General features: G+C 41.0%; 16 protein-coding genes. 11 read left to right on the top strand and 5 right to left on the bottom strand.

Translation table 11 applies throughout. The annotated features are described in order from the left end of the window. The first annotated feature begins 3 nt into the window (after positions 1-3). The 3 genes from ACTS9Y_RS00985 to ACTS9Y_RS00975 all read left to right on the top strand — a co-directional run bounded on the left by ACTS9Y_RS00985 (position 4) and on the right by ACTS9Y_RS00975 (position 3,652). Complete coding sequence (locus tag ACTS9Y_RS00985) at positions 4-1,542, top strand: sigma-54-dependent transcriptional regulator (protein WP_442584159.1); 1,539 nt, start codon at positions 4-6, stop codon at positions 1,540-1,542. Then, a complete protein-coding gene (locus tag ACTS9Y_RS00980; RefSeq protein WP_442584158.1) occupies positions 1,539-2,000 on the top strand; it encodes a hypothetical protein in 462 nt (153 codons plus the stop codon). Before ACTS9Y_RS00985 ends, ACTS9Y_RS00980 begins: the two co-directional genes overlap by 4 nt. Before the next feature lie 71 nt (positions 2,001-2,071). Continuing rightward, positions 2,072-3,652, top strand: coding sequence for a M23 family metallopeptidase (locus ACTS9Y_RS00975; RefSeq protein ID WP_442584157.1), 1,581 nt, complete (start codon positions 2,072-2,074; stop codon positions 3,650-3,652). A gap of 181 nt (positions 3,653-3,833) precedes the next feature. Here the strand turns inward: ACTS9Y_RS00975 and ACTS9Y_RS00970 are convergent, their stop codons facing one another. The 5 genes from ACTS9Y_RS00970 to ACTS9Y_RS00950 all read right to left on the bottom strand — a co-directional run bounded on the left by ACTS9Y_RS00970 (position 3,834) and on the right by ACTS9Y_RS00950 (position 8,272). Continuing rightward, positions 3,834-4,943, bottom strand: a complete 1,110-nt coding sequence (locus ACTS9Y_RS00970) for a toprim domain-containing protein (protein ID WP_442584156.1) — start codon at positions 4,941-4,943, stop codon at positions 3,834-3,836. Positions 4,944-5,093: 150 nt separating this feature from the next. Next, complete coding sequence (locus ACTS9Y_RS00965) at positions 5,094-6,416, bottom strand: hypothetical protein (protein WP_442584155.1); 1,323 nt, start codon at positions 6,414-6,416, stop codon at positions 5,094-5,096. 149 nt (positions 6,417-6,565) lie between these two features. After that, positions 6,566-7,012: a hypothetical protein gene (locus ACTS9Y_RS00960; protein WP_442584154.1), complete on the bottom strand. Its 447-nt coding sequence runs from the start codon at positions 7,010-7,012 to the stop codon at positions 6,566-6,568. Beyond that, on the bottom strand, positions 7,002-7,409 hold the full coding sequence (locus tag ACTS9Y_RS00955) for a YkgJ family cysteine cluster protein (RefSeq protein WP_442584153.1): 408 nt from the start codon (positions 7,407-7,409) through the stop codon (positions 7,002-7,004). Before ACTS9Y_RS00955 ends, ACTS9Y_RS00960 begins: the two co-directional genes overlap by 11 nt. Continuing rightward, entirely contained in the window at positions 7,406-8,272 is an 867-nt protein-coding gene (locus tag ACTS9Y_RS00950) for a hypothetical protein (RefSeq protein ID WP_442584152.1), read from the bottom strand. The genes ACTS9Y_RS00955 and ACTS9Y_RS00950 overlap by 4 nt, the downstream gene beginning before the upstream one ends. Before the next feature lie 222 nt (positions 8,273-8,494). Here ACTS9Y_RS00950 and ACTS9Y_RS00945 point away from each other — a divergent pair, with 222 nt between their 5' ends. The 8 genes from ACTS9Y_RS00945 to ACTS9Y_RS00910 all read left to right on the top strand — a co-directional run bounded on the left by ACTS9Y_RS00945 (position 8,495) and on the right by ACTS9Y_RS00910 (position 16,179). Beyond that, positions 8,495-9,271 carry a hypothetical protein gene (locus ACTS9Y_RS00945; protein WP_442584151.1) on the top strand — a complete coding sequence of 259 codons (777 nt, stop codon included), beginning with the start codon at positions 8,495-8,497 and terminating at the stop codon, positions 9,269-9,271. An 89-nt stretch (positions 9,272-9,360) separates the two neighbouring features. Next, entirely contained in the window at positions 9,361-9,960 is a 600-nt protein-coding gene (locus ACTS9Y_RS00940) for a hypothetical protein (RefSeq protein WP_442584150.1), read from the top strand. A gap of 69 nt (positions 9,961-10,029) precedes the next feature. Further along, complete coding sequence (locus ACTS9Y_RS00935) at positions 10,030-10,254, top strand: hypothetical protein (RefSeq protein ID WP_442584149.1); 225 nt, start codon at positions 10,030-10,032, stop codon at positions 10,252-10,254. A 130-nt stretch (positions 10,255-10,384) separates the two neighbouring features. Then, positions 10,385-11,041 (top strand): ERCC4 domain-containing protein, encoded by a 657-nt coding sequence (locus tag ACTS9Y_RS00930; RefSeq protein WP_442584148.1) that lies wholly within the window; start codon positions 10,385-10,387, stop codon positions 11,039-11,041. Between the two features lie 260 nt (positions 11,042-11,301). Then, positions 11,302-11,484 carry a hypothetical protein gene (locus tag ACTS9Y_RS00925; RefSeq protein ID WP_442584147.1) on the top strand — a complete coding sequence of 61 codons (183 nt, stop codon included), beginning with the start codon at positions 11,302-11,304 and terminating at the stop codon, positions 11,482-11,484. A 186-nt stretch (positions 11,485-11,670) separates the two neighbouring features. Next, positions 11,671-12,840 carry a DUF3150 domain-containing protein gene (locus tag ACTS9Y_RS00920; RefSeq protein WP_442584146.1) on the top strand — a complete coding sequence of 390 codons (1,170 nt, stop codon included), beginning with the start codon at positions 11,671-11,673 and terminating at the stop codon, positions 12,838-12,840. 81 nt (positions 12,841-12,921) lie between these two features. Continuing rightward, entirely contained in the window at positions 12,922-14,925 is a 2,004-nt protein-coding gene (locus tag ACTS9Y_RS00915; RefSeq protein ID WP_442584145.1) for a hypothetical protein, read from the top strand. Positions 14,926-14,997: 72 nt separating this feature from the next. Next, positions 14,998-16,179 carry an AAA family ATPase gene (locus ACTS9Y_RS00910; protein WP_442584144.1) on the top strand — a complete coding sequence of 394 codons (1,182 nt, stop codon included), beginning with the start codon at positions 14,998-15,000 and terminating at the stop codon, positions 16,177-16,179. The last annotated feature ends 91 nt before the right edge of the window (positions 16,180-16,270 follow it).

Here is a 16,270-nt window from a genome sequence, read left to right as displayed (position 1 = left end):
TACATGCAAAATATCAGTGAGTTCAATAAAGAAAAACCCATAGTCCTTATCGTTGAAGACGAAGTGGATTTAGCAGATGTTGCCCTTAAGAGGGTAGAGCGTGCTGGATATGAGGTTCAAATTGCCGAAACAATCACTTATGGCATTGAATTAACATCACGATTCAATCCAGACATCATCGTATTGGATGTCAATCTCCCTGATGGCTCTTCACTCAAAAGTATCGACAGTTTCCTTAACAAAGGTGACAAGCTACCACCATCAATTATCCTGACTACAAGCGAGTCTAATGCAAAGGTGACTGAACTATTTGAGATGATCAAACAGGGGAAAATCAAAAGCTACCTCCAAAAGCCTTACAAAATGGATGACCTGGTTAATCAAGTCCACAAAGAAGCTGAAGCGCGCAAGCTGGCACCGGCACCTGAAATTAAACGCGAGGTAGCCAAGGTCATTGACCAGCAAATGGATCTGGACAAGCCTAATTTCATCGGCAACTCACCAAGCATGACCAAAGTTAAGAATCACATTGCGTCATTAGCTGAAGTATTCCAAAAGGCTCAAGAAAAGGGTGGCGACACAGCTACCCCAGTCGTTTATATAGCTGGCGAAACCGGCGCTGGTAAGTCCGAACTAGCGAAATACTTCAAATCGTTATTACCAGGCAAAAAATATATGCCTCTCGATTCAACACAATTAACATCAGAATTGATTGCTGTTGAATTGTTCGGTGCAACAAAAGGGTCTTACACAGGCGCTGATTCCAAAAAAGACAGGGTAGGCCTACTTGAAGATATCGGAGATGGAATTTTATTCTTAGATGAAATCGGTGAACTTAGCCTCGACCTACAAGCCCGGCTTCTCGTCCCTATACAGCAACGTTCTTTCAGGCCAATCGGCTCCAACGTTACAAAGCCATTCAAAGGCATCATCTTATGTGCAACCAATAAAGACCTGGAAAAGATGGTTGAAGAGGGTACTTTCCGTGCTGACCTTTACCACCGCATCAAAACCCATGAATTTCACATACCATCGCTGCGCGATAGAGCTGAAGACATCCCACTTATCGCCCAGGACTTTCTAACCAAATTTACTCCAGTTTACGATTTACCTGATCTATCTTTTGCAGATAGTGGAATAAAATTCATTACACAGTACAAATGGCCCGGTAACATCCGCGAGCTTCAAAATGCTTTGCACAAAGTAATGATGTTGTATGTCATTAATGAAGTTGACATTACACAACCACACATAACTTCTGATATGCTATCTTCAGTGATGAGAGTAAATCATATTGATGCTCAAATCAAAGAAGCAGCATTAGAAAAGTCTGCACTTGAAACACCTGAAATACCTGATCAACAAATAGCATTTAAACCAAATAAAGTTCAGACAAAAAGGTATAACCGTCTAATGAAAGCAATGCAGGCCAGCCCACATTTAACCCTTCGGCAAATAGCCAAAAAGCTGTCTATTCCTTATTCGACTGCACACCACACTATCGATCAGTTCGAGAAGTTAAATAAGAAGGCACCAGAATGACACCGCAGGACCAATCCCTATCTGCCACGGGAATCAATCTCATTGAAGAGCTGGTCGGTTTGTTTGTTACTAATTTCGTAAATCAAAACCACCAGCCTTTTAATGATGTTTTATCTATTGTCTATACTAAGCTCGACGCAACAGGCTTTTTTAATGAGCTTGAAATTCACAAGATCGATGAATCAGATATATCGCTGATCATCCCCTCTGAATCATCCTCAACATCAGCATCCGTTTTTCATGAAACTTTATTCAATAACAATTTGATTCAGAACAAGACCAGCGTATTTACATTGGAAAGCTCAACCGTCTTTCTCGCCTATATTCACAACATAACAAAACCAGAATATGTGATTTACGCAAACAAAAAGCTCAATATTCAAAACAGGCTAGTATCTTCCATGCTCAATGCCGTTACTACATTATTGAGCAACCTGACCACTCGCTACCCAATCTAGTTCTCTGCGCCAAGTTCTTGGCACTTTAATTGCATATTCGAGGTTAATAAACTTATTACTCTTCGATTGCTATGACCAAATCTATATACGCACTGCTTTTTTCCTTAGTTCTTCTCTTAAACAATCTATACGCCTTTGCCGAAGATGAAGTTCTCAGCGAATACCCGTTCTACCTAGAAATCCAGACCATGCCAATGCAGGCTGACTTTCGCCAGGCACGCAAAATCATTGCCTACAACAAGGGGCCGGTACCAGTCAGTATTTCACTCACTGTTACAAATCCCCAGAACGTGAGGTTTCAACCAATTATCTCAGGCGGTAATCATGCGATTGTGGTTCCAGCCAAAACACAGATGGTGCTAACGACTGCAACCAACCTCAAGGCGGATAAGCCATCCACATTTCAATATAACTACAAGTTTTTCTTTGGAGAGCCATCGTCATCACAAAAGCGCTCTACAACTTACAAAGTACCTTTCAATTCATCCATACCACTTTCGGCCAAGTCCTATAACGGTATTTACTCTTCCAATAAAAGCTTTGCAATGGATCTGGTTAATGCAATCCAGTTCTACGTTCCTCGCCAAACTGACATCCTAGCTGCAAGACGTGGAATTATTCTCGACGTAAAAGGCCTCCGCGATGGTACAGATGACGGTAAGACTACCAATCTAGGCAACTACATCCTCATGATGCATGAAGACGGCATCATGACTTATTACGCGAATCTAACCCCGCACTCAGTCTTGGTTAGGCCTTTGCAAATTGTTGAGCCTGGTGAAAAGATTGCGACCTCCGGCCATGAATTTAATCAGGATCTTAACTACTTTATTTTTTCAGTATTAAAGAATGCCGGTGGACATAAATCAAAATCAATCCAATTCGTCATAGACAACGGTTCAGATCAGCTTGAATCAACTAAACTCACTGGCTTTGTATCTGAAGCGCAGGCCGATGACCCCTACATTAAAAAATTCGAGGGTGGATACAATTCAAAACGCCGCAAAACTACAACCATTGAAGAGTTGCAAGACTCTGTGCAAACGGCCAAAGAAAAGCTGATCGAAACAAATAAGCAAATTGCTCCGGAAGCTGAGAAGGGTATAGCACATCGTATTGCATCCTATGCGTTCTATTTCATTGTTGCTATAGCGGTAATTTTTGTCTTCGGTTTCATGATCAAGGTTTTGGGCACAAAGAAAAATGATAATTCAGAGAAAACAAAGTTGTCTTTTTCTCTCATTGCTAAGTTTGAGCCTCTAACAGTCTTCATGGACGTTAATCACTACAAACTTTACAAGCGCATAGCCGCTTTATTACCGATTACGACAGATGCAAGCCTCAATACTTCCTATTCGTCGTTCCTAGCGCCCACCACGTTCAAAATCAACGTCTTAAATAATCCTATTTCCAACCTGCATGCGGATATTTTTCTATTCCAGAACACAACCCTCACACCGATTGCAGTTATCGATGTTGAGCATTCAATGTTATCCAAGCTAACTTCGCTGGTGGTACACCGTAAGAAAAGCATTCTTAAAAATGCAAAACTGCCATATGTGACTATTAAGCCTAATGCAACTGATGAAGAGATTGTCGAAGTGATTCGTGAGCTGCATTTCAGCACGCTGTCGAAAGAAAAGCGGAAGTAAAGCTAGGGTAGGGGAGAGATGCCGGCTAAGCCCGGCTTTTTTTCATTCTGCTTGTTGATGTGAGATTCTTCGACGGACTTAATTATCTTCCGACCAACTTAATTAATTATTAAGTCTCAAAACACACATTAACAAACAGCCTGGAAGAATCCAGGAACATGTTTGAAAGAATGCGACAAAATCATGCCACAAGTCGCAATCTTTTTTTGGCACGCAAAGCATCGTTAATATCACCCGTTTTTGGCGGATGATTTAAAGAAGGCAAGCCAGCTCCGGTTAATGAATCAACCAGTTCAATAGCAGCAGTTTGACCAGGATTCTTGCCATCAGCTCTACCTAAATCATTATCAAAACCAATCACAAAGAGATCGACATCATGAACACGTTTTGCTTCATGAAACCATTCTAAGCCATGCAATTTGTAAGTTTGTGTACCAGGTAAGCCCATGATGTGTTCTTTCCAACCTAAATCAACGGCAGAAAGCAAATCAATAGCACCCTCGGTAACTAACATACGATTTTGAATAATGCCTTCGTTAGACGCTCTCCAAATAAAAGGACTTTTGGAAACGTTATATCTAACTGACTTAGATTGATCCTCGTATTTCTTAGGACCAATTATTCTAAACTCAGCAGACCAGGCACCAGGCATAAAGAAAACTAATGGCCTGTAAGCAATACCAGGCATTTTTGCGTCTTTTTTCCAAATCTGAGCTAATTCCATTTCTTCACGGGTAGCAACAGACTTAAGTAATTCAAGACACTTTTTAGGATCAGAAGGCATCATCCCAATCATTCCACGTTCCATGGCTAAATCAACCGTGTTACGAGAAAGCATGCGCTCATCAAGAAGATAAGCCAATGTTTTGGGATCAATTTTACTTCTTAGAGCTTCACGAAGTTTCTTGAATATCGAACCTTTCATTTCTGAAGATAGAACTTCATCAACATCGGGTTCTTGGTTTGGATCTCTTTCCTTGATTTTAGCAACACGAACTTCATCGCTAATACCTAGAAGAGAGTTAGCTGCATCTTTAGGCGAACAACACCAAATAAAACTAGCAGCATCAATAATTGAACCACCTTTGCCGCAAGAAAAACAACTCCAGCTCAAATCTTTTAAAACAGAAATTCTAAAATGATCTGGTGAAGTGCCGCAGGCAGGGCAGGATTTGAAGCGGATACCTTTTGAAACCTTTCTTCCGGTTTCTTTGAACTGTTCCTCTAAAAAATCAACAAGGCTCAGTCGTTTCGCTTCTTCAAAGATATTTCTATCTTGAACTTGATTCATCACAACTCCTTAAAAAAAGAAGGGTGACAAATCACCCTATAGGGTAACAAGTCACCCGATAGGTTAAATAAATTAAGAATTAAGCCAGAAGGCTTATCTTTCGTGGAAACCACAATAGTGCCTCTAAATTACACTAAACACTTGCAAAAATCAAATGGTAGGGATGCGCATTTTTAAAATTGCATCGCCGCCGTTTTTCTTTAGGATATTTTCGAACATGAGTGAGGTGTAAAAATACCCGCCAATCACAATCAGAACACTGACAATTATCCGTACAGGGTCTTCTAGCCAGATTCCCACCAGCGCATACAGGAAAGGGAAGGCCGCTAAAGCTGGTATCAGGTAGCTTGCCTTTACACATACAGCCGCTAATGAGATAGCTCCCTCAACATTCTTCAAGAATCGCTCTATGTATTCAGCTGACAAAAGATACTCAAGCTCTTCACTAACCAACTCGGCAGTGGGCTTTATTTGCCTTCTGAACAAGTTATTCCTTGCCGTGATTATTTTCATATGCATATCGATACTTGCGTAGTCATTAACGCATGCGATTAGCTCATCGTAGCTTCCGCCGATAACGTTAGTGTCACTAATCACCTGAAACAAACGTTCCTCTTCATTTCCCAGAACCTTTTCAGTGAACCCCGACAAGTCAATGATTCTCTGCGTGATACCGTACAGGATTACTTCTTCAATTTTCTCAGCCAGCTTTACGTGAACAATACTCACCGGGCACGATAAGAAATATCTAGCCTTGATTAATCCATCGTCATCGATAAACAGATTACTTGTGCTGTTGATGTATACGATACCTTTACTCTTCAAATCTTCCGGGCGGCCAAATGATTTGATGATACTTTTTACTTTTTCATCAGTGGCTTCATTGAACTCCATCTCATAGACGGCTTTAATTCTAAGTTCGATTTTATGCGCTTCATCGAAAGTTTTTTTGTTCAAACACACTGGGCAATCCTGCTTGCCCTCATGGTCGCAATAACCGCAACGTACTTTTCCGTGAAGCTTGCATTTTTTACAACCAACACCTTTACATGAGCATGCAACAACCATCATGCCGCCGCACTGTTTACAACCAATTTTCCCTAATCCAGAGCAGCTGTTACACACTTCTCTGTATGTAACATAAGACTCTTCACCACCTTTAACTTCAGCTGTGAGAGAGCCGAAGTTGCTAACCCGGCTACTTGAAACAATTGTGATGTTCTGAATAAATTTAGACGCACTTGTTTCATTCGCAATGAACGTGTCGAACTGCTCTCGACCTTCGAGACTTTCTTTCACCTGGCCCTTGATATCCGAATCTTTTACTTTAGTTATGATCGGCAATACCTGGTACGTCACCAGCACAGAAAACTGCGCATCGAACGATTGGTTATCAACTACCTCGATTGGCCGTTCACTACTCGAAATCTGACCAACAAAGGCATCAACCCTTGATTTATGGTTGGATATCACGTCTTAACGCTTCCATGACCAATGCAGAATAACGGCGATCAGAAGAATGAAACCTGCGAATGTCGCTGGCAACTTGCCCATAATGAACGCTCCCATAACGATAGCTCCAATAACTGCTCCAAAGAAAACACCCATATCTATTCCCAATGCTAATTAGTGATTAAAGCTTTGTCTGCGCTAGAGCAGCCAATTAATTTTTTTACTACTTCACTTATTTCTTGTTCAAATACATTCACGTAGCCTTTAACTCCAAAAAGACACATCCGGCCAAGAATTAAACTCACGCCAAGCATCAGTGACCACACGAATGTTGTCCTAATCTGATGTATAACCTCTTTGGAGTTAACGATCCACTCAGACCAGTCATTCTGACCAAAAGCAATAATGCCAACTGTCCAACACCAAATTGCTGATGTGTACGTTAAAAAATCGAACGTTGTAAAAAACATTGCCCCTAGGTAGTTAGCTATCTGCCTGGCAATCACTGCCTTATCTGAAAGAACCCGGTTACGGATTGCTTCAAACTCATCAAAAGTAACTTCGCCAACTAGAATGCCCCTGACGTAAACTCTTTTACGAATTACGTCATGCAGCATTAGCCACCTCATTTTGTTTTTTTGGTATTTGGTTTTTAACTTTCTCAGCATCCATGATTACGAATACTTTGTACTTACCGATCAGCTGTACTGTTTCGTTATCTTTAAGCCTTTTAAGTGGCCCTCTACCTTTTGGACACTGAAGATGTTCAGCATTCGACGCGCCAAACAAACGACACATAAGCGGTCTGTCATCGTGTCTGGTGCATCCACTCTCACCAGCGAACCGACACTTTTCAGACCCTGCGATATTGGTTAATTCACCAACTTCAATGCCCAGTCGGATTGCTTCTGTCCTAGTAGTAAACACAGGCCCACAGCAATCAGAACATCCTTCAATGCACTTGAACTGTGGGATTTGCTTGTAAAGCTTATCTAGTAGCTTTTGCTCATTCATGAATCAGCACTCGCCAACTCTTTTTGAGCTTCAACAAGTGTGCTGTTGCTGTCCGCTACAATATCGAGACTGACCGGAAGATCGTCTACAACATCCGTAGCAGCTACTGCCCCGGCGATCTGCCCTTGCTTAAGTGCTTCTGCATTGCCATCAATTACACCTTTTACTAATGCTTTTTCGGTTGCTGATTGTTGGCCGCGTTTTGCTTTGGTTTGTACTGACGGTGTTGCCGCTGAAATTTCCGGCGCTGGAGCTGGCTTGTTACGTGCAGCATTTGCTTCACGTACTAGATTGAATATGCGACCACTATTGATCTTTGTAGTCGCGGTGATGCTGTGTACGTTTGCCCGGATCTTATCCAGTGCCTTAGACTTTTCTTCATCGCTGATGAATCCATCCATCCAGGCTGATGAGACAAGGCCAATATATTCGTCACACAGCTCAAAATATTTGAATACAACATTAGATAAGCGCGAGTTAACAATGAATCGTATTGTTGAAGGGTTTGACTTTTCCCCAACACCGCCCATGTTTGCTTTAATCAATGTAGTGATTTGCTCGATTAGATTATTAACCTTTTTGGTGTCTTTAATCAGAAGGTTTTCAATTACGTCAGTACACTGTCTAACAGTATCAGAGGACACTACATTGGGAGCGTATACCTGAATCACATATAACCGACTGTTGATGTACGGGAACTGGTTTGCAAAGAGTCTCGCAATCGCCGGATCACTAAAGTGACCTAGCTTATTCATAACCGTGCCGCGCATCGCAATCACGTTATCAATTCCCTTGTTTGTGATATCGATCACTTCGCTACCTCTAGGTGTAGCCTGCTTTACAGCCGCGTTACCCTGTGCCATTCGCTTTCTCCTAATTTTGTTTGTCTATATGTACCCCTCTCCACAGCATTTTCCATGCCATAAACATTTGTTGACAATTTGAAACATATACATGATGATTACTTCACTTCTTGCGCTTCGCAAAAGTCTTCACCTTCTGGTGAAATTTTAATTTTTCAACCCAATGGGGCTATTTGACCCATTGAGGGTTATCTAGCCCCTTCCTTTTTTTAGGAGCTAGATATGCAAACGAAATTACTGATTGTTTCAATCATTATTGTATTAACCTTCCATAAGGAAATCTTTTCCTTAATCGGTAGGTTTCTCAAATCCAACAAGTCCGTTAAGCCTGTAGTCATTCCAGAAATGGAATCTTCTGGTGAAATCGATTTTGTTGAGCCTCAAGTCTCAATCCAATCTAACAAGTCTGATTTGCTTTCTTATGAGCAATTGAAGGCTGGTGCTGACAGAATCATTCGTACTGATTTTGGTTCTCGCAGCAACAAGGTTCGCTTGATGTCTTACGTTTACGTTGAAGCTAACGTAGTCAGACGTGTTGTTTTTACTTCAAAGCGTGAAAGAATTTCTTTTGGAATGCTTCCGCTTTTTAATATCAACGAAGAGGCTGCAAACTTTAAATTAGCTTACTCAGCTTATTTAAATTCATCTCAACCTGTTTCTGAACCTTCAGAACAGCTCCAATCACCTGTAACACCTAAAGCTATCCCTGAAACACCAGCTAAAAAAGTAACTTTAGCTAGTTATACGGGAAAAATCGTTTCATTAGGATTTGCACCTTACAACGGCTCTGGCACTGTCAGTTATGTTGTAGATATTGAGACTGATGACGGTCCACGCAAGCTTTATGGTTCCGGACTTGAACGCGCCCTAAAGGATGCTTCACTCGGTAAAGGTGATGTAGTTACATTGACCAAAATGTCTGCTGTCGATGTTCATGATGGCAATTCTGGTTCAAAAACGTCCAAAGCTAAAATTTGGACTGCAATTAAGCAAGCTTAAATTTTTTTAAATTTATCAACCCACTGGGGCATTCTTACCCCTATGGGGTGAGTTGTCCCTTCTTTTTTGATTCAAAAAAGGAGTAACTTATGACAACAGCTTCAAATTCAAATCTGTCTGGCTCTGATGAAACCCTAGATTTAAATGGTTTTACAGAAGAGGGTGTTATTGAGCGTCTACATCTCGAAGTTTTTAACGAGGCAATGGACACACTTAATTTACCTTCAGCTAAACCAGCTGATTTAGCTGACGTTCTTGCTTGGATTCTCAGGCCAGCACGTATCTACAAAGACGGGCATTTAATTTATGACGGTATGCAAGTACCGTTTTCATGGCAATTGGCTTGTAAAGCAGTTGGCGTTGATCCCGATCTTTATCGTGAACAGTTAGTTAAGGAAGGCGTAATTGGTCAGGAATTAATTTCCATTGGTCAATATATCGCTGAATGGAAGGTTGTACAGCAACGTGATGCTAAAGCTGAGCGCAAGCTAGATAATCTTCTTGGTCCTAACTGCAAGCTGAGTAACGATGCGAAAATTGAAGTCATTAAACACCTGGCTACAATTTCTCAATTCGAGATGTTTTCGGACTTTGTAATCCCTGAAACATTACCTGCTGCTACTGTTGTTCGCTATAAACCTCAAAAGAAGCTCATTGTTAAGCCTGTTGAGTCTATCGCGTTATTTTAAATTGCACCCCGAGGCATCTTTCCTCCGGGTTTGATGCTTCTTCATTTTTCTAAATTAAGGAGCTTCATTATGCAAATTCAATCATTCACATCTTTGATTCAAGCAATTAAAGAGCATCAAATGATTACTAACCAGACTGGTATGGATATGGTTTACGGTGGCTTAAATGTTGTCGGTAGCCTTACTCCAGACGGTGAGCAAGTTGTTATTGCTTTACCTGATGAAGAAAAGTCGATTTTGTTATCTAACATCGATTCTTCCTTACCAATCGAAATTAGTGACACCATTCACTAATTTTCCACTGCTTTACTAAAGGACGACATCTTGTTGTCCTTTTTTCATTTCTGCTTCACCAAATTCATTCCGCAAAATATCCTATCAGTCTGTATATAATCTCTTACATAATTACTTACTAGGGAATCTTATGGCAGAAGAAATTAAGAAAGTCACTATCCACGCCGATTATCGTGAAGCCCGGTCTAAAATTAATTCTCTCCTTGAACAAATGCCAGGCGTTACGCTAGTCTCAGCTGACTTAAACACTGGTGATTACGTTATAGGCAATGGGGTAGGTATTGAGCGCAAGGAAGCTACAGACTTCGTAAACAGTATTATGTCGAACCACTTGTTTGGTCAGCTTGCTTTGATGAAGGAAGAGTTTTCTAAATCCTATTTGCTGATAGAGGGCGATCCGTTTTCAACGCGTTCAGCAATCAATGATGATGCTCTAATCGGCTTTATTTCTTACATTACAGAACTAACCGAAGTTAAAATCGTTCCTTCAAAAAACGTGTTTCAATCTGCTAAATTAATTCATCGGCTTGCCATACACGCAGAACACGGACTGGGATACATCCCTCCCTTAAGATCTGCCAAGCCAAAGGAATTCGGCGCATCAGTAGCGTTCGTTTGTCAGGGCTTGCCAGGCGTGGGACCGCAAACAGCAATAAATCTGATCAAGCATTTTGGCTCACTTTCTGCATTATTTACAGCCACCGTTGAGCAATTGCGTTCCGTCGATGGAGTTGGTCCCAAGATGGCAGATAAGATTTGGTCTGTGATTAATCATACCCACCTATAAATCGTTGCATTCTCGATTTATTTATGCAATTATTACCACATCTAACGGCTACGCCGATTCGCTCTTGCGAAATTTTAATTTAACATTAACTGATTGATTTCATTTAATGGGCAACTCAAGCTGATTCTTCAGCTTTTCTTGCTAAGTCAGTATTAACTTGGGATTTGTTTTCCCAATGTTTCTTACATTTTGGCTTCCTTTGGACATATCACCAAAGGGCCACCTCTTCGGTGATATGTTCATTCACACTGGAGGCCAAGATGCAAATTCACATTCTCGATTCAAAAAAGGGTTCATTGTTTTTATCCAATGGTGCCCATATACCAATCCCCGATGACATTGTTAACACTGCTCATCAAAAAGTCACATCTGATATCCGAGCCTGGGCATTACAGCATGGCTTGATTAACGATGCAGATACCGTTGCTTTCAGCATGATTTAACGCAACTGCCGCCTATGGCGGTGTATGTCTATACGCAATTGTGAACATACACGGCCAACGGCCAAAGATCATTCGTGCCATGCACAATGATTCACTGTTTCAGTGAAATTTTAATGTAACCCCATCGGGTGCACTTCATCCCGATACTGGGTGTTTGTGCGCCTATTCTTTTCTTAGGAGAAAAATATGTCCACAAATAATCAACTGTCAAAAGATGATATCCGTATGTTGGATAACATTGTCATCGTGTCTCTTGCAGGGACTCGTATCTACTCTGGTCGTTCTAAATTGACCAGAAAAGATTTAGGTGCTGAAGTTGCAGATAAACTGCCTCCAGATACACTTATTTCTTTAGGAGTTGCACGTACATGCGACTCCAAAGAACTCGCCAAATTTGCTAGTTCCCGATCAGCTGCTGAACAAGCATGCCTGGCCGTAGGAACTAGACTGTTAGGTGGGTTTGCTATGACTCCTGAATCAGCTAAAGAAGTATTGCCTAAACTCAAAATTATTAAGGATGGTTTCTACAGTTTGAAACCTGATTTCCTTAAGAACTATGAGTCCAACATTACCAAATGGGGCGATCAACCGCAGCACCAGGATTGGCGTCATTTAGTTGATGACCATTGCCATAGCGTTGAGTATGTTGAAGAAAATCTCCAATTTGGTTTCTCTGTCTTTAGAGTCTCCCCGGTTGGCGATGAAACTTTCGACTTAAACCTGATTGAGCAAGCAAAAGGCATGACTAATCAGATCCTCAATGAAGTATCCACATCTGCAAATTCGTTCTACAAGAAATTGACAGAAAAAGCTGCTGAAGAAATGACTGCAAAGGGATTAAATCCTCTACGTCAGATTCGCTCAAAGCTATCCGCATTGAAGTTAATTGATCCTAAGATTATTCCGATAATCGAACTGATTGATGCCTTCTTTAACAAGCTACCCTCAGATAACAGTATTGCTGGCAATGATTTTATGGCCGTATGCTGGATCGTTCGTATGCTTAGCAGCGTCAAGGAAATTAAAGCTTATGGCTCTACTCTCCTTGAAGGTAAAACGACAGCTTCTTCATTCGTGAATATGTATTATCCGAAAGATGAAGTTGTGCAGCCTGAAGTAATTCAACCTGAAGTCGTAGTTTCTACTGCTGTTGTACAGGAAGAAACTGAACGTTCATCATCTGATGAATTTGTACAGGATGCACCAGACGCACTCGAAACAGAGTTCTCCAGTGTTCACCCATCAGACTTGTTTGATGATGAGCCTGTAGTTGTTTTGAATGATGTTGATACTGGTATCGACCTATCAAGTTTAATTGTGTTTGACACAGCTGAACCTGACGTTGCCATAGCGTAAATCTCCCAACTGCATTTGGGATGTGTTTTTTCATTAAAACACTTCCCATGCAGGGGAAGTATTCTTTTTCCTGGAGATTTTATGTCTATTAGCACTTCTGAATCATTTCGCACCTTACAAGGCGCAACACAGATTGTCGCACAAGCGTTCGCGCGTGAAGCTGGCATTTCTGTGACTTTCGGCAATTATGCAACCGCATATATTGGCGTTAACAAACAAGGTAAAAAGGAGATCCATCTTCCTTCATTACCACCCAACCTAGAAGAAGCCAAGATTTTGACCTACGGCTTTCTCACACACGAAATTGCGCATGAAAACTATACTGATTTTGGTGTAGCTATTCCAAAAAATTCGAGCAAGCGTTCTTTGTTCATGGTTTTGGAAGATGTGCGTATTGAGTTACTTCGATCTGCCAGATATCCCGGTAGTAAGATTAATCTCATGCGTTTGCTTGAATTACTTGTTGCTCAAAACAAGTTCTGGACCTATAAGCCAGGCTTGTCTCCAAGTAATTTAATTGTTGGTTATACATCTACAGTCTTAAGGTCAGACTTACTTGGACAGGCTACAACCCAACTGGCTCAGATTTATGAGTTAGATCTAGTGAACAGCATCTCTATAGGTGCTAAGACGAAACTGGATGCACTGATATACACAATCGGTGATTTGAAAAATACGTCACAGGTAATCCAACTTGTTGATCAAATCTTTGACATGCTCGAAGATGAAAAACAGGATCTGGAAAACCCTCAACAGCCTGGTGCAGACGATTCTAAATCTGATGCAAATCAAAGCCAAAACTCACAAGGTAAAGGCAGCGATTCCAGTAACACTCAAACTCAAGCTTCCGAGCAAGATGATGAGCAATCTTCTAACCCTAGCAATGACTCAAAAGGTCAAGGTAAAGGTGACGATCAAAGCAAAAGTAGCGATAGTCCTGATGGTAAAGCTGATAATCAGAAACCCGACTCAAATCCTAGTGATTCTGACGATGGCAAAGATGATAAGCAAAACCAAAACGGCGATCAAAACTCTAGCGATGATTCAAACCATAGCCAAGACAAACAAGGTCAAGGTAAAGGCAAAGGTCAAAGCGATGATGATAGCTCTAATAGCGATCAAAACTCTAGCAATGACTCAAACCCTAATCCTGGCCCACAAAGTCAAAGTGAAGGTACAAACCAACAAAACGGCGATGGTGCTGGCGGTAAACTTGCATCTAACATCGATTCAATTCTGCAAGGAAAAGACGATTTAGGTGATGTTGACTTGGGAGACATCCTAAGTAAGCATTTGAATGAGCTTGCTCAACAACCTGCAAACCAACGCAATGCTGTTACTCCAATGCTTCAGGATTCTCTGAATTCTGGCGTTGATTCCAACTTGTTAACCGAAGTAAGAGCTTCGTCTAACGCAACTAGAATGCGAATCTTATCTTTACTTGAAGCGCAAGCAAAAGTAAGGAAAATACATTCAAATACCGGTTCCAAAATTGACCCAAAGCGAATTGCCAGGGTTGCGAGTGGTAATTTTGACATCTTTACTAAGCTGTCCCGCACTATCACTCAAAATACTGCTATCGAAATACTTATTGATATATCTGGTTCAATGCAATCAGGTGATAGGTACAAGTTAGCTTTGAATTCCGGTTTAGCAGTTGCATTGGCACTAGAGCAGGCAAAAGGTGTGAAGGTATCCGTATCTGCATTCCCTTTCGCTAACAAAGTTTTAAAACTTACTTCATTTGCCGAAAGAGCGTCAGGTACATCTGTACGTTATACGAAAGCAAAACCTAATGGTGGCACCCCTATGTCGGAGGCTATCATGACTGCAAGTTACGATTTGCTTAGTCAGGATAATGATCGTTTACTTTGTATTGTTATTACTGATGGTCAGCCAGATAACGCTGACTCTTGTAAGCAAGTGATTGAATCAGTTTCTGAAATGGGTGTTGAATTTGTGGGTTTAGGTATTGGCGTAGCCTTACCTGATTACTTCAAAGACTCACGCAGTATCTCAAAAATTGATGAACTGCCAATGACTATGTTTGAGCTTCTTAAACGTAAGTTAGTGGATAGACGTTAAATCTTAAACCCAACGGGTGTTCAACTTTCCCGTTTCGGGATTGTTGCGCTCATTCTTTTTCTGGAGAAAATTATGACTACTGCAACAAATACAAATACCAATACTCAAGTTAAACCTAGAGGCCAAGCTAAATTGCCACTTCACAGGCTGCACAAGCAATTCGCAGCTATTGATACAAGTGTCATGATTAACATTCATCATGATCTTGAAGCAAAAGCCTCATATGCATCGTTTATACCTGCTGAAAATCCAGTTTATCAGCATCGTTTAGATGAAACTCGCATGATGGTTGTTTTCCAAAATTCCAGTCACATTGCTTTAAAGCTGATTGGACCTAAAGGTACAGGTAAGACTACATTGGCCGAGCAATTTTATCAGCTAATTGGTTGCCCATTACTCACTCAAAATTGCGATGAGACAATGGACCGTAGTAACTTTATTGGATCTTGGGTTTTAACTTCCGAAATCACTCAAAAGCAAATTGATTCAAATGCTGTAATTGAGACTGATAAACAAGGCATGGCATCAATGATGGCTAAGCTTACAAAAGCTGTTGGCGCTCAACCAAAAATGAAATTTGTTCTTGGTTCTGTTCTGACTGCTGCACAAAACGGTTGGCCTGTTCTCTTAAATGAGTACAACGCTTTAAACCCTAATGCAGCACTAGCCTTAAATGACTTGTTGGAAGGTAAACCAGTTTATGTCGAGCAAATTGGCAGAACTATTACACCTAAAAAGGGTTTCAAAATCATTGCAACAGTTAACCCTGAGTCTCCTGGCTTATATGCAGGTCGCCATTCTCAAGACACATCTAACGATGATCGTTTTTGGGCTTACAACGTTGACTATCCTGAGTTTGAAGTTGAACAAAGGATTGTGTCAGAGTATTACGTTGCAAGTGGCATGGATTCAGTCGAAGCAATAGCAAATGCTAAAGCGATGGTTGAAGTTGCAACTAAAGTACGTGCTTCTTATATGGGTAGTTCAAATGCTTCCGCAGCACTAGAGCAAACCATTTCAACAAGAGGTCTGGTATCTTGGGCTGAACTGACAGTGTTTTTTAGCAATATGACTGACCGTGGTATTAGTCCAATGCATTATGCGTTGGAAATTGCGATCACTAATCATTGCAAGGCACCAGAATCTAAAGAAGCTATCCACCGGATTGCAACTGAAGTATCTGGAGCTGAATATGTCTCTTTAGCTGATGCAGATAAGAAAGCCAAAGCAGTTCAAACTGCTGCAACTGTCTAAACTGCTTAACCTTTATAAAGACAACGCCTCCGGGGGTTGTCTTTTTTTCATTTACCCACTGGGGCAAACATACCCAGATTCTGGGCGTGAT

Origin of the sequence: Methylophilus sp. (assembly GCF_052173275.1) — a bacterium.
In the GTDB taxonomy this organism is placed as follows: domain Bacteria; phylum Pseudomonadota; class Gammaproteobacteria; order Burkholderiales; family Methylophilaceae; genus Methylophilus.
Note: the sequence above shows the minus strand (reverse complement) of the source record. Positions and strands in the feature narration are given on the sequence as shown.

What these genes read in the sequence shown, in the direction of transcription:
- ACTS9Y_RS00985 (WP_442584159.1), top strand. Translation starts at nt 4, where the DNA reads ATGCAAAATATCAGTGAGTTCAATAAAGAAAAACCCATAGTCCTTATC.
- ACTS9Y_RS00980 (WP_442584158.1), top strand. Translation starts at nt 1,539, where the DNA reads ATGACACCGCAGGACCAATCCCTATCTGCCACGGGAATCAATCTCATT.
- ACTS9Y_RS00975 (WP_442584157.1), top strand. Translation starts at nt 2,072, where the DNA reads ATGACCAAATCTATATACGCACTGCTTTTTTCCTTAGTTCTTCTCTTA.
- ACTS9Y_RS00970 (WP_442584156.1), bottom strand. Translation starts at nt 4,943, where the DNA reads ATGAATCAAGTTCAAGATAGAAATATCTTTGAAGAAGCGAAACGACTG.
- ACTS9Y_RS00960 (WP_442584154.1), bottom strand. Translation starts at nt 7,012, where the DNA reads ATGCTGCATGACGTAATTCGTAAAAGAGTTTACGTCAGGGGCATTCTA.
- ACTS9Y_RS00955 (WP_442584153.1), bottom strand. Translation starts at nt 7,409, where the DNA reads ATGAATGAGCAAAAGCTACTAGATAAGCTTTACAAGCAAATCCCACAG.
- ACTS9Y_RS00950 (WP_442584152.1), bottom strand. Translation starts at nt 8,272, where the DNA reads ATGGCACAGGGTAACGCGGCTGTAAAGCAGGCTACACCTAGAGGTAGC.
- ACTS9Y_RS00945 (WP_442584151.1), top strand. Translation starts at nt 8,495, where the DNA reads ATGCAAACGAAATTACTGATTGTTTCAATCATTATTGTATTAACCTTC.
- ACTS9Y_RS00940 (WP_442584150.1), top strand. Translation starts at nt 9,361, where the DNA reads ATGACAACAGCTTCAAATTCAAATCTGTCTGGCTCTGATGAAACCCTA.
- ACTS9Y_RS00935 (WP_442584149.1), top strand. Translation starts at nt 10,030, where the DNA reads ATGCAAATTCAATCATTCACATCTTTGATTCAAGCAATTAAAGAGCAT.
- ACTS9Y_RS00930 (WP_442584148.1), top strand. Translation starts at nt 10,385, where the DNA reads ATGGCAGAAGAAATTAAGAAAGTCACTATCCACGCCGATTATCGTGAA.
- ACTS9Y_RS00925 (WP_442584147.1), top strand. Translation starts at nt 11,302, where the DNA reads ATGCAAATTCACATTCTCGATTCAAAAAAGGGTTCATTGTTTTTATCC.
- ACTS9Y_RS00920 (WP_442584146.1), top strand. Translation starts at nt 11,671, where the DNA reads ATGTCCACAAATAATCAACTGTCAAAAGATGATATCCGTATGTTGGAT.
- ACTS9Y_RS00915 (WP_442584145.1), top strand. Translation starts at nt 12,922, where the DNA reads ATGTCTATTAGCACTTCTGAATCATTTCGCACCTTACAAGGCGCAACA.
- ACTS9Y_RS00910 (WP_442584144.1), top strand. Translation starts at nt 14,998, where the DNA reads ATGACTACTGCAACAAATACAAATACCAATACTCAAGTTAAACCTAGA.